Genomic DNA, 12,377 nt, shown 5'->3' with positions numbered 1-12,377 from the left:
TTAGATTTTTTTTAAAAAAGAATTCCAATTTTTAGAGGCGTTGTATCCATACATATCTTGATAAAAGGTATCGATATCATAATCTTCTTCATGTTTCATTAACCAATTTCTAAAGTCATCCAGTTTCCGCACTCCTCGTTCAATATATTCTTTGTCATCCCAATCCCACCAAACCTCCCACATAAATTTGTTAGTATCTTCAATAATTAAGTAATCTCCAGTTTGCAACCCATTGTGATGAAAATGCTCCAGAATGCCAATTAGATTATCATTAACATCCTCTATGACTAACCAAGGATGAGGCAAATTATCAAGCAATTCTGTAGGTAAAACTGCACTAATTTCTCGACAATCACCTTCTAAAAATTTAATTCGAGAGTCTGTTTTGGCTTTTTCATCAAGCTGAGAAAGATCGTTATCTACACAGTAAACCTCACCTTCAATCCCCAATAATTCTAAATTATCAGCGAACCAAATTGCACTCCCTCCTTTTAATGCACCTAATTCAATAATTGTCTTAGGTTTTAACTCATCAATTAGCATGGGGTAAGAAGAAATTTGCATAGGATCTTTTTCCAGAAGTACCCCTTTCCAAGTTTGTAAATAGGCATTTTCGGTTAAAGGACGCCAAGTGGATTTAGGAATATCACATCGATCTTCGCGTTCGGAAATTTTCACAAACCGCTTATTCTCAACAGTCTTTTGCTCAGATACACTTAATTTCATCATGATATGGCGGTTCCCAGTTGAGTTGAATGCATTCTGGTGATGTAAGTGAGTGAGGAATGGGAAATGGGGGTATATTCAGCACACATACATACTAAGTCATGGTTCATTTTGATTGGTTTAAATTTTTTAATTACTCACACGAGTCCCAGTAAAACCTTATTCATGCTCGTAGCCATAGAGCCAATAGACACGACTAGCTACTTTACCAACACTCTTAAATGTGTGAGGTTCACCAGCAGGAATAACTATTTCTTCTCCAATGGTGGAGCGAAAAGTTTTACCTCGTAAAGACAATTCTAATTCTCCTTCCAACGGGATAATTACTTCGTCTGTCTCATGACCATCACTTGACCAATATTCTCCAGGTGGAGTGATAGAAACTTCACACTTGAAACCCTTTTTTACCCAAGTGTTTTTAATCTCATTTATTCTCGATTCATTTATCATTTTATTCAAATCCCTTTTAACATCGAATTCCAATTTTTTGAGCCGTTATAACCGAACATATCTTGGTAGTAAGTATCAATTAGGTACTCATTTTGATGCTCCATTAGCCAGCTTCTCAGTAAGCCCATTTTGCTCTTCATCCGTTCAATAAATTCTTGATCTTCCCAATCTGACCAAGCCTCCCATAAAGCTTTATTTGTGTCTTCAATAATTAAATAATCTCCATTTTGTAAACCATTTTTATGAAAATGATCCAGGATACCGACTAAATTAACATGAGCATCTTCTATGATCAACCAAGGATGAGGAAGTGTAGAAAGCAGTGTGGTCGATAAAACCTTATCGATCTGGTTACAATCACCTTCCAAAAATTTTATCTTGGGTTGGGCTTTTGCTTTTTCATCAAGTAAGGATAAATCGATATCAACGGAGTAGACAAGACCTTCAATCTCAAATAACTTCAACTGATCTGCTAACCATACTGCACTTCCTCCAGTATCTGCACCAAGTTCAATAATTGTCTTTGCTTGGAGTTCGTAAATCAGCATTGGATAAAGGGCAATTTCTATAGGACTTTTGTCCATTGGTATCCCTTTCCAGGTTTGTAAATGATAGTTTTCAGTCAGAGGTTTCCAAATCCCCTTGGGAAGGGAGCAGATATCTTCTCGCTCAGAAATTTTGACAAGTCTTTTATTCTGTGAAATTTCTTGATCAGATCTAATGGATTGATCAGCACTTTGATTCTTCATTTCGATCACTCCTCAAACAGATTTAACTTCTGCTGATCTTAATTTTCCCCTCTTCAATACCAACCCCATCTTCATGCCACTGCCAATTAAAAGCATAGATCCAATACAGACAGGTGGAATTTCCATATCTAGTTTCGTGAGGTACTTTAGCAGGTATTTTGAATATTTCACCAATAGCAGGATAGTAAGTTTGACCTTGAAAATAAATATCCATTTCTCCTTCTATAAGGATAATAAATTCGTCAGTTTTATGACCTGGATTTGACCAAGATTCCACAGAATTTGTTTGATAAATTTCGCATTTAAAACCTTTTGGTTCCCAATCTTGCTTTAGTTTTTCTAAGCCAAGTTTTAATTCTGATTGATTCATATTATTCATGGGATTTTAATTGAAATCAACAACTATAAGTTACAGGGTAAGCTTATCTAAATTTGTATAAATTGTACTTCACAGATGGAGCTTGTAGGTAGGAGTGTGTATAAGGAAAGTCTGAAATAAGTAAATTAACTTCAAATAACTTAGCGATCACTCCTTCTTTTTAAAAGCCAGAAGATACATCAACTTGGCTTCGTCATAGATCGTAAAATTTTCTTCACTGACTAATGTCCAGGGTAATTTATCTAAGGCTGTCTGCATTTCACGGCGATAGTCTTCCCGTATAGTCAACAATAAAATTCCTTCCTCCTTTAAAAGACCGAATAGATTGTTTAATACCTCAACTCCGGCATGGGCATAAGCAAAAACTCCTGCTGTGATAATCACATCAAAGCTTACTGAATTACTCAAAAAAGCAGATTCTAAATTACCCTGATATAGGTTTTTATACACTTGCTTTTCTCTAGCTATCTCCAACATCTTTTCAGATAAATCCACAGCAGTTAAATTAGTAAATCCCTGTTTTGCTAACTCTTCACCTACTAATCCTGTACCAGCACCTGCATCTAGAATTTCTGCATCTTTCTTAGGTCGTAATTTGCTTAAGGTTAGGGCTATTTTTACAGGCATAAAAGACCAATCATCTTTCACATCTGCATCGTAATTATTCGCCCAACTATCGTATTTTTTTTCCAGTTCTTCGGTACTTTTGGTATCACAAATTCCCGATAACCAAGGTCTTGCTTCTAAAAAATCCTTCCCTTGTTCTTCCACCATAGTTAATTATTCCTTCACTACTTCCACAAAAGTGTCAGAGGATAAACGTTGCAGATGCCAATTACTAACTTCTTCCCCTGGTACTAAAAGAGGACTTCCTGGGGGAACTTTCTTAATCCAACAACTACTAATTTTCCCCAATGCTTCCCTAATAGGTAACTTTTGTTTACGGCTAAAAAAAGCATCCTTGGGTAACATTTTCATCATAGGAATCCGACAATAATAGCTATCAGGTAAAACCTCTTTTACTGGTTTTTCCCTCAAAATTGTCACAACTTTCGCTAAAGTTTCCCGCATAAATTGAAAATCCCGTTGATTGTGATGAAAAGAGAATATTAATAATAATCCCTCCTCACCAGCAAACTCCCCATCTATGCCATATTCGTACAACAAATCTGCTAATTCTTCTCCTGTAGTGCGATCGCTTTTTAAATAGATTTTCAAAGGATCTTGCACTTGAGGATCGTAACTTAAAACTGTACCATAACTATCTAACTGACTACGCAAGCGATCGCACTCTTGAATCGCTTGGTTAAATAAAGCCTTGCCTGATTCAGAATATCCCCTATTAATAGCATCTTCAAGACTCAGCATCAACAAATTACTGCGGGTAGTAGTTTCAAACAAAGGTAAAACCCCCATCACTTGTTCGGTGCTAAACTGGGAAGATTTAGGTAAATGTAACAAACCAGTTTGTACTAAACTTCCGGCATATTTGTGCATACTATGGGAAACTATATCTGCACCAACACTAATTGCCGATTGCCATTGTTCGTCAAGAAAGGGAAAATGACTACCGTGAGCTTCATCTACTGCTAGAGCTATCCCATGCTTCTGACAATAATTAGCGATGGTGGCAAGATCGATAGTTACCCCTTCATAACTTGGATGAGTTAGTAACAGTGCTGATACGCCACTCGTTTCTAAAGCCGTAATTACCTCATCAGTAGTAGGCATCAGCGACTCAGAATCAATAAAATAAGGCTCTAATCCTGCTAAGATGATGCCGTTTATAGTGGAAATATGACTATTGAGGGCGATCGCCACTTTTTTATACTGAGTACCTAGTAAAGCACAAGTGGTTAAAACTCCTTGACTACCTCCTGCTGTGAGCCAGAAAGTATGTTTTGTGCCATACAACTTAGAGAAATGCTTCTCTATATTTTCAGTACGAGGACGAGTCAGAAATGGGGCATCATATTGGTAAATTTCTGCACTTAGATGATGACCATTACTTTTAATACCTTGATGAGCAGGAGTATAGAGGCTAATCTGAATATCCTGATTGTGGGATGCAATCAACTTATAGGTAGAAGATATTTGATTCATCAATTTACAGAAAAATCGGCTGAAGTTGTGGGATCGGGCGAATTGTACTTTCTACCGCAATCCCATTCCGTAAAGCTAACAGTAATCCTGTCGCTTCCATGTAGCTATTGACACGATATATCTTGTGTCCCTGAGTTTCAATTTGTAGTTTTTCAGGAGTAATATCGTAATTCGTAGTATTATCTTTAACTAAGATTATGGGAACCCCTTGGTCTAAAGACGCTAAGAAAGGTATATTTCCTACGGTTGTTTCTGGCATTACCACTGCGGAAATATTCTCTACGGATATCCTAGTTTCACCTGCTGCTACAGGAGTATCAAATCTTACGGGGCGAGGAGAATTGATTAAACCATTGAGAGGGGAACATAGATAGGCACTAGAAATTAATTCTGCACCATCTCTGGGATCTACTAATTTACCAAATCCTGTATGTTCCCACTCCAGTAATAAGGGAGCATGGGCAGCAGTAAAGGGATAAAAATTAGTGGTCATGTGGGTTAGAATGGCTTCGGCACCACCCCAGGGATTGGCAATAGATTCTCCTCGGTAGTAAGCTTGACGCACTTTGTCATCTACTTGCAAAGTGGTCATTAAAGCCACTGCTCCAACTGAAGAATTTTCTACCACATCTAGAGCTTTCATCAACTCGTCCATACCTTGAAATTCCCCGGAAGCATTACCATACTGGGAATAGGTACAGGTGGTTTCCACAGGACCACCAGTTACAACTACAGGGTCGATATTAATTCCTCCCACCGCTCGCAAGCCATTGAGAGCATTAATAACATTGTTTAAAAATCGTTCATCTTTAGGCTTTTCTATAATTGCAGCAATGTTTTTGCGCTTCTCTGGAATGACTCCAATATTGCCTAGTAGTAATTGACAAATCAGATTTCCTTCCAGATAGAGAACATTATCCTGAGCGAAATAGATATCCGACGCAGTTACTGCATTGGGATTTGTTACCAGATAGTCACAAGCGGTTGCTAACAGATTGGTACTGGGAGTAGCATCTCCCGCAAAACCACCAATTTCTGCTCTTACTCCTGTGGGAATGATACTAACTGCTACAAACGGTTTATTAGAAACCCGTTGACGAATATTAATGTCTAGTAATGATGACCAAACAGGTTTTTTCTCAGTTTTGATAAAGCTTGATTCAAAAGTGAGAGTATCACCTTCAACTTTCGTTAAAATCAAGCGAATAGGAACACCTGGTAAGGGAAAGTTGGCAATTTCTTGGGAAATTTTTCTCCAGGTCCGCTGTTGTGGAGGACATTGAATTTCAAAATCTTTGGTATAGACTTGGGACATGAGTTGAATCTATAAATTAAATTAGATAATTAGTTCTAGTAGTCCACCAAAATTATTTCGAGAAGTTGCCTTTCTGGAAATACTTAGATATTAGAATATAATTACCTATCATAATTTCTTTCTATGGTGGACTACTAGATAGAGTATCATTTATTTTTTCAAATAAACTAAATAGTTACAAAATGTAAATGTTCCTTGATTCTAAACTTTTGATAAATAAATAATGACCCAAAAATAAGGGTAAGCTATCAGCCATCAGCTATTGCTTTTAGTTTTAGATAAAAGCAATAGCTGATTGAGTCAGAATTTATACTTACTATAAAAGCTGGCTGAAACAGTCTATATTCATTAAAACCCTCTACTTTTGCTGAGAGCTGACAGCTAATAGCTGAATGCTTACAAATAAGGTCTCAAGACTTCCCTTTTAAGAGGATAAAAAAATAAACTTCAGTATTTCAAGGTTCTGACTTCAGCCGGAAGTACTGATAACTGATAACTGAAATGACCATTACTTATACATTTTTGGGAAAAGGTGGTACGGGTCGAACTACTATCGCATTTGCCATTGCTAAACGATACGCTAGCCAAGGTAAATGAGTCTTATTTGTAGGACAAGAACCTGCTTCGACATTATGAATTTTCCTGATGGTTATAACTCTATTATTGGCAAGCAAGGAGTGAAACTATCAGGAGGACAGAGACAGAGAATAGCGACCGCCCGAGTTTTGCTAAAAAATCCAAATTGTCATTTTAGATGAAGCAACTTCAGCTTTAGATTCTGAGTCAGAAAAATTAATTCAAGAGTCTGTAAAGAATCTTTTTCAAGGACGTACTAGCTTGGTTATTGCTCATCGACTTTCAACTATTTGTCATGTAGATTTAGAGCTGATTTGTAAACTTAGCTAAAACCCTTATGTCATCTAACTCTCAGGGATTTAGGTATTATTGGACTATAACTCCAAAAACCTTTGTATTGCAAGGAATTCAGCCTCTTAATATTTACTTTATAAATCAGCTCTTAATTGGCAAACTTACTTTTAAACTACCGTATGTAGGGGCAAATGGTATTTGCTAACGCAAAGCTCCGCTAACGCTCTCTCTATATGTAGAGTCTCTGGGTAAGTCCTGTAATAGTAATGAAACTTGATATAATACCAATTTAAAAAAAGAATGTTATCAATAATTGGGTCAACTAAAATACTGGAAGTCAGATTGATCTTTGAGAAAAAGAATATTGTTTGACCCTAAAAAATGATATTGAAGCTATTCCTACTGGCTACTATTCGGGTAAATGGCCATCTGGCTACTGTAGGGGGGTTAGCGGCAGCTCTGCGTCAGCAAATGGCCATTCGCCCTGACTACTAGAAACAACCGTGCGTATTTGTAGCAAACATTTATCAAATTGGTATAAGAGGATAAAGTGAAAGATAAAAAAATTGAAAATACAAGAGAAATATTATCAGAAACAGAGCAAGATTTTATTAAAAAATCTCAATATATAAAGCCTAAAGTTAGGAAAAATAATAATTTCTACTCTGTATCAAAAATGTTGAGTAAAAAATTTCAATCTCCCTTACAAGCACCAAAAGTTGATGACCAAAAAAAACAGGAAAGAATAGATAATATCTCTCAAGGAAGTAGTGGAAAAAACAGCATCAAAAGAACAAAGTTGGTTGTAGAAAAAATTGCCAGAACAGTTAATATAAAAAATATAAAAGAAATTTTAGGTCGTCGTAAATTTTGGTTAGGATTAGGTGGTGTCGGAATAGGTAGTATGATCATTTATGGTGGAATAACTTGGCTGAAATTAAAGCAAAGTTTACCAGATATTGCCGATATTTCTTCCTATAGTAGAGACGGCACTTTAACAATAAAAGCCGCCGATGGTAAAATTATCCAACAAACAGGACCTGCTACCAGAGAAAAAATTAAATTAGAAGATATTCCTGCTCCCTTAGTTCAAGCTTTTATTGCTATTGAAGATAGACGCTTTTATCAACATACAGGAGTTGATTATCAGGGAGTTATTCGAGCACTTGTTTCCAACTTAATTGCCAGAGATGTTGTGCAGGGAGGTAGTAGTATCACACAACAGTTAGCACGGATGGTTTTCCTAGATATGGAACAAACTATCTGGCGTAAACTCCGAGAAGCAATGCTAGCTTGGAAAATGGAGCGGGAGTTATCCAAAGAAGAAATTCTAGAATTATATCTGAATATAGTCTATCTCGGTTCTGGTGCTTATGGAGTGACTGATGCTGCCTGGGTCTACTTTAGTAAACCAGTTTCGGGACTAAGTTTAGCAGAAATGGCAACTTTAGCAGGTTTGCCACCAGCACCCAGTGAATATTCACCCTTAGTAAGTCCAGAAGCAGCTAAAAATCGTCGAAATATCGTGTTGGGGGTAATGCAAGAAGCAGGTTTGATTTCTCAACAGAGAGCTGAGATAGCGATCGCTAAACCAATAGAAGTACAACCCAGTGCGCCAAAACGTTTGATAGTTGAAGCTCCCTATTTTGCTAACTATATTCAGAAGGAGTTACCGAAATATGTTTCTCAAGAAGTCATAGAAGCAGGTGGTTTGACAATAGAAACTACATTGGATCGCAATTGGCAAGAAATAGGGGAACAGGTAATTCAAGATGCTGTTGATATTGATGGTGCTCGCCAAAGATTCGATCAAGCAGCATTAGTTGCTATTGATGCTACCACCGGGGAAGTTAAGGCGTTGGTAGGAGGTAGAGATTTTGCCGAGAGTGAATTTAACCGCGCTATTCAAGCACAACGTCAACCAGGTTCGACTTTTAAAAGTTTTGTTTATGCTGCTGCGGTTGCTGCTGGTTTTCCTCCCACTGATGGTTATCGAGATGTACCCTTTACAGTGGATGGTTATAAACCAAAAAATTACGGTAAAAGGTATGCTGGATGGCGATCGATGATTGATTCTTTGGCTTATTCTGTGAATGTGGTAGCGGTACAGGTATTGATGGATGTGGGATTTGAACCTGTGATGAAGTTAGCTGAGGATATGGGAATTAAATCTGAGATTAAGGCTACATATTCTATGGCGTTGGGTACTTGGGAGGTTAATTTATTAGAGTTAACAAATGCCTATGCTACTTTGGCAGCAGAGGGTAAGTTTATTGGTGCTCACGGAATTAAAAGAGTAATTAATCAAAATGGTCAAGTTGTTTATGAAGCTTATGCTCAACCAAAGCAGGTTTTAGACCGTGGCAGTGCTGCAATAGTTACCTGGATGTTAGAAAATGTAGTTAAATATGGTAGTGGTACGAATGCTTATTTGTACGACCGACCTGTAGCAGGCAAAACGGGTACAACTGAGGATGCACGAGACTTATGGTTTATTGGTTATATTCCCCAAGTGGCAACTGGAATATGGTTAGGGAATGATGATAATAAACCAACCTGGGGTGTGAGTAGTACGGCAGCTTTTAATTGGCGACAGTTTATGAAACAGGTAGTTGAGGATATACCTGTTAAAGATTTTCCTGACAGACCCAGTTTTTACGACCGCGAACCTACTATTGAAGCTAGACCTGTGGAGCCAAAATGGATGAGGTACGGGAAGATTGGGCCTGATGGTAGGGATGTGAATCATAGAGATTATGATGATAGCAATTATTAGACTTTGCGGCGTTGCTGATTCTAGGTATGATTTGATAATTTGGGATTGTTTGAACTACTTGTTAATATTAACTGTTCCCTGTTCCCTGTTCCCTGTTCCCTATTCCCTATTACCGATAAACTTACTTTCATACCTTAATTCAGCAATGCCGACTTTGCTTGTTTTGTGAGAATAGTGGACGAGTTTTATGAAAATTTGATGAAGATACTGATTTCCTGGTTTGTAGCGTCCTCCAGATGGATTACTCGATGGGTGGTGAGTTTGGTGGTTTGATGACATAGAATACTAAACATAGATTAGGCGAAAATCCTTGATTTTACCTAGCCTTCTCCCAAATAGACCAAGATGGAAAAGCTTCAATTAATTTGAGAAGTGGGGTTGATTCAACTGTAAATACCTATGGATGAGTAACCGTTGACGGTATCAGTTGAAGCATTAGGGACATTGCATAAAACTTCCTGACAATACTAAAATTTCATCCCTATTCCTAGCATGGATATCAGTAAATTCTCAGAGTAATAGCCTAGTTTTATGAAGGTCTGATGAAGATTTTAATTTCCTATTGCTTCTGTTTTTTTCTGAGATTATCATTAGAGTCATAGTAAATATAATTTTATATACCATACATCTGAGTTGACAAAAGCTTGATATATGTATATAGATTTTAGTTTACTTATTTGTAGTCTAGCTAAACTGAATTTAGTATTAATTATTCACAAGGGAAACTTTAAGAGGCAAATTTGATGAAACTTATTTATCGTGGCATTAGTTATGAATATAATCCTACTACTGTTGAAGTAGTTCCTAGTGTAGCAACAGGCAAGTATCGCGGTGTAGAATTTCGGTTCAGTAAGGTCAAGAACGCACCCACTATGCAACCCCACTATAATTTGACCTATCGTGGGGTGAAATACAATGTTAAACCTAATACTGATTCTATTTCCCCTGTTTCTGAGAAAGCTGGTACTTTAAAAAGAATGGAAGCCTAACTTACAGCCGTTGCATCATTAAGGGACAAATAATAGGACTTAAATAAAACAGACTCCAAAAAGTATCATGGGGGCAAAATTTTCTCTAAAACTTAGAATTTTTCAATTTCCCAGCTCATTCCTAAACTATACTGCTCCATGTTACTCTAACTAAAGATAATATTTCTTTTTTCTTCTTCCGTAAGCATTCAGCTATTAGCTGTTACTCTCAGCAATAAGACCCCGCCTCTTAAGGCTATGCTTTACCCACATCTTTCTTAACATAAAGCTTGACAAAATAGAGGAGTTATGTGTAAGTCTTGGTTCTGCTTTTTCGGGAGAAAAAATGTATGGAAAGATACTTTTTTTTGACAACTTCAGTAGTTTTACTTAACTACTATGATTTTTTCTCCTTTCTCCCCTGCTCCCTACTCCCCTGCTCCCCACAAAGGTTTCAAGACTTATGGGTAAGGGATAGCTCTTAAGGCGGGGTTTAAGTCAAGCTTTGATCGCGCACTAAAAGCAATGGATGATAAGCTGATAGCTGACGGCTGAATGTTTACTTTCTTCCTTAATTATAATGTTTGATTGTATAATAGTAGGCTCCGGACCAGCAGGAGCAAGTGCGGCATATCATCTAGCAAAAAAAGGACGTTCTGTATTAGTCTTAGAAAAAGAAACTTTACCTCGATATAAACCCTGTGGAGGTGGAGTTTCTCCTATTGTTCAAGAATGGTTTGATTTTGATTTTACACCAGCTATTTCTCTGAAAATAAATTCCATTCGTTATACTTGGAAAAAAGGCGATTTAGTAGAAGTTAACCTAAAAAATCAAGAACCAATTTGGATGGTACGCCGAGAAGTTTTTGATTATTTTATCGTTCAGCAAGCACAAAAACAGGGAGCAGAAATTAGAGATAAAACTAAAGTTATAGGTATAGAATTTAAGCACAATAATTGGCAAGTTAACACCAATAATCAATCATTTATTGGTCGTTATTTAATTGCTGCTGATGGAGCTAAAGGTTCCATGGCAAAATGGTTTGGTTTTAACAATCGTAAACGCTTTTCAGGTGGGGCGATGGAAATAGAAGTACCAGTTGAAAATCAGCAAATTGATAGTGCTTATTTTGAGTTTGGAATGTTAAATAATGGCTATGTTTGGAACTTTCCTAAAGCTGATGGATATTCAATAGGAGTCGGTACATTTTGGCGAAAACACGGTCAAAATTTTGCAGCTTTACTAACAGAATATGCCACAATGTTTGAGGTAGATATTCAAAATATTCAGAAGTTTGGTCATCCTTTATGTTTATGGAATGGGAATCAAAAATTACATACACAAAATGCTGTTTTAGCAGGAGAAGCAGCTTGTATTGTTGACCCTTTTACTGCTGAAGGAATTCGTCCTTCTATGTTTACAGGTATTAAAGCAGCAACAGCAATTCATAATTCTCTAAATGGGGATTTATTTGCTTTAGAAAAATACACTCAAATAATTAATGAAGAATGGGGTAAAGATATGGTTTGGGCACAACGTTTAGCTCAAGGATTTTCTCGTTTTTCACATATTGGTTATCAAGTAGGGGTAAAGCGACCTCGTGCTACTACTATTATGACGAAAATTTTGTCTGGAGAATTGCGTTATTCTGATGTAGTCGGTTCTGCTTTGCGACGACTTTGGCAAAGATAAAAATTTATTCTAAATGAAGGCAGAAGGCAGAGGGCAGAAGGAAAAAAAGGAGAAAACTCAAGATAATTTTAGCATTTCTTCGGTACTGTCAGTTCTTAAATTTTATTTATAAATGACCCGTCCGTTAGCGTAGCTCCCCCGGAGGGGGAACATGATATTAAGATGTCGTAAAACTTTGGAGATTTAGTATTATACCAAGGGTGAAAAAAGAATGTTACAAATAATAAGCAGTATTAAAATAATTTGTAGGAAATATCTATAGCAGTCCTATTTTATTTGTGTATAAAAATCTTACCGCTTTTAGGGAACAGGGAACAGGGAACAGGGAACAGGTAGAAGTTTCAGTTT

General features: G+C 36.9%; 11 protein-coding genes and 1 pseudogene. 4 read left to right on the top strand and 8 right to left on the bottom strand.

Going from position 1 to position 12,377, the window contains the following annotated elements:
* From F6K18_RS02680 to F6K18_RS02650, 7 genes are all read right to left on the bottom strand, one after another.
* Complete coding sequence (locus tag F6K18_RS02680; RefSeq protein WP_287518404.1) at nucleotides 1-729, bottom strand: CmcI family methyltransferase; 729 nt, start codon at nucleotides 727-729, stop codon at nucleotides 1-3.
* A 156-nt stretch (nucleotides 730-885) separates the two neighbouring features.
* Nucleotides 886-1,176 carry a cupin domain-containing protein gene (locus tag F6K18_RS02675; RefSeq protein ID WP_287518401.1) on the bottom strand — a complete coding sequence of 97 codons (291 nt, stop codon included), beginning with the start codon at nucleotides 1,174-1,176 and terminating at the stop codon, nucleotides 886-888.
* A gap of 5 nt (nucleotides 1,177-1,181) precedes the next feature.
* On the bottom strand, nucleotides 1,182-1,925 hold the full coding sequence (locus tag F6K18_RS02670; protein WP_287518400.1) for a CmcI family methyltransferase: 744 nt from the start codon (nucleotides 1,923-1,925) through the stop codon (nucleotides 1,182-1,184).
* A gap of 22 nt (nucleotides 1,926-1,947) precedes the next feature.
* Complete coding sequence (locus F6K18_RS02665) at nucleotides 1,948-2,295, bottom strand: cupin domain-containing protein (protein WP_287518398.1); 348 nt, start codon at nucleotides 2,293-2,295, stop codon at nucleotides 1,948-1,950.
* Between the two features lie 156 nt (nucleotides 2,296-2,451).
* A complete protein-coding gene (locus tag F6K18_RS02660) occupies nucleotides 2,452-3,078 on the bottom strand; it encodes a class I SAM-dependent methyltransferase (protein ID WP_287518396.1) in 627 nt (208 codons plus the stop codon).
* 6 nt (nucleotides 3,079-3,084) lie between these two features.
* Nucleotides 3,085-4,407, bottom strand: a complete 1,323-nt coding sequence (locus F6K18_RS02655) for a DegT/DnrJ/EryC1/StrS family aminotransferase (protein WP_287518394.1) — start codon at nucleotides 4,405-4,407, stop codon at nucleotides 3,085-3,087.
* Nucleotides 4,408-4,411: 4 nt separating this feature from the next.
* Nucleotides 4,412-5,722 (bottom strand): DUF3326 domain-containing protein, encoded by a 1,311-nt coding sequence (locus tag F6K18_RS02650; protein WP_287518392.1) that lies wholly within the window; start codon nucleotides 5,720-5,722, stop codon nucleotides 4,412-4,414.
* Nucleotides 5,723-6,351: 629 nt separating this feature from the next.
* Here F6K18_RS02650 and F6K18_RS02645 point away from each other — a divergent pair.
* Together F6K18_RS02645 and F6K18_RS02640 are read left to right on the top strand one after the other, a co-directional pair.
* Nucleotides 6,352-6,601, top strand: a pseudogene (locus F6K18_RS02645) (ATP-binding cassette domain-containing protein); the annotation flags it as partial.
* An 895-nt stretch (nucleotides 6,602-7,496) separates the two neighbouring features.
* Entirely contained in the window at nucleotides 7,497-9,368 is a 1,872-nt protein-coding gene (locus tag F6K18_RS02640) for a PBP1A family penicillin-binding protein (RefSeq protein WP_287518745.1), read from the top strand.
* A 99-nt stretch (nucleotides 9,369-9,467) separates the two neighbouring features.
* Here the strand turns inward: F6K18_RS02640 and F6K18_RS02635 are convergent, their stop codons facing one another.
* Nucleotides 9,468-9,647, bottom strand: coding sequence for a hypothetical protein (locus tag F6K18_RS02635; RefSeq protein ID WP_287518390.1), 180 nt, complete (start codon nucleotides 9,645-9,647; stop codon nucleotides 9,468-9,470).
* A gap of 464 nt (nucleotides 9,648-10,111) precedes the next feature.
* Between F6K18_RS02635 and F6K18_RS02630 the strand changes: the two genes are divergently transcribed.
* Both F6K18_RS02630 and F6K18_RS02625 read left to right on the top strand, forming a co-directional pair.
* Nucleotides 10,112-10,357 (top strand): DUF4278 domain-containing protein, encoded by a 246-nt coding sequence (locus F6K18_RS02630; RefSeq protein WP_287518389.1) that lies wholly within the window; start codon nucleotides 10,112-10,114, stop codon nucleotides 10,355-10,357.
* Between the two features lie 559 nt (nucleotides 10,358-10,916).
* On the top strand, nucleotides 10,917-12,029 hold the full coding sequence (locus tag F6K18_RS02625) for a geranylgeranyl reductase family protein (protein WP_287518388.1): 1,113 nt from the start codon (nucleotides 10,917-10,919) through the stop codon (nucleotides 12,027-12,029).
* Nucleotides 12,030-12,377 lie beyond the last annotated feature (348 nt).

The organism is Okeania sp. SIO2C2, assembly GCF_010692625.1.
In the GTDB taxonomy this organism is placed as follows: Bacteria; Cyanobacteriota; Cyanobacteriia; order Cyanobacteriales; family Microcoleaceae; genus Okeania; species Okeania hirsuta.
Note: the sequence above shows the minus strand (reverse complement) of the source record. Positions and strands in the feature narration are given on the sequence as shown.

What these genes read in the sequence shown, in the direction of transcription:
- F6K18_RS02680 (WP_287518404.1), bottom strand. Translation starts at nt 729, where the DNA reads ATGATGAAATTAAGTGTATCTGAGCAAAAGACTGTTGAGAATAAGCGG.
- F6K18_RS02635 (WP_287518390.1), bottom strand. Translation starts at nt 9,647, where the DNA reads ATGTCATCAAACCACCAAACTCACCACCCATCGAGTAATCCATCTGGA.
- F6K18_RS02655 (WP_287518394.1), bottom strand. Translation starts at nt 4,407, where the DNA reads ATGAATCAAATATCTTCTACCTATAAGTTGATTGCATCCCACAATCAG.
- F6K18_RS02670 (WP_287518400.1), bottom strand. Translation starts at nt 1,925, where the DNA reads ATGAAGAATCAAAGTGCTGATCAATCCATTAGATCTGATCAAGAAATT.
- F6K18_RS02650 (WP_287518392.1), bottom strand. Translation starts at nt 5,722, where the DNA reads ATGTCCCAAGTCTATACCAAAGATTTTGAAATTCAATGTCCTCCACAA.
- F6K18_RS02675 (WP_287518401.1), bottom strand. Translation starts at nt 1,176, where the DNA reads ATGATAAATGAATCGAGAATAAATGAGATTAAAAACACTTGGGTAAAA.
- F6K18_RS02660 (WP_287518396.1), bottom strand. Translation starts at nt 3,078, where the DNA reads ATGGTGGAAGAACAAGGGAAGGATTTTTTAGAAGCAAGACCTTGGTTA.
- F6K18_RS02630 (WP_287518389.1), top strand. Translation starts at nt 10,112, where the DNA reads ATGAAACTTATTTATCGTGGCATTAGTTATGAATATAATCCTACTACT.
- F6K18_RS02625 (WP_287518388.1), top strand. Translation starts at nt 10,917, where the DNA reads ATGTTTGATTGTATAATAGTAGGCTCCGGACCAGCAGGAGCAAGTGCG.
- F6K18_RS02640 (WP_287518745.1), top strand. Translation starts at nt 7,497, where the DNA reads ATGATCATTTATGGTGGAATAACTTGGCTGAAATTAAAGCAAAGTTTA.
- F6K18_RS02665 (WP_287518398.1), bottom strand. Translation starts at nt 2,295, where the DNA reads ATGAATCAATCAGAATTAAAACTTGGCTTAGAAAAACTAAAGCAAGAT.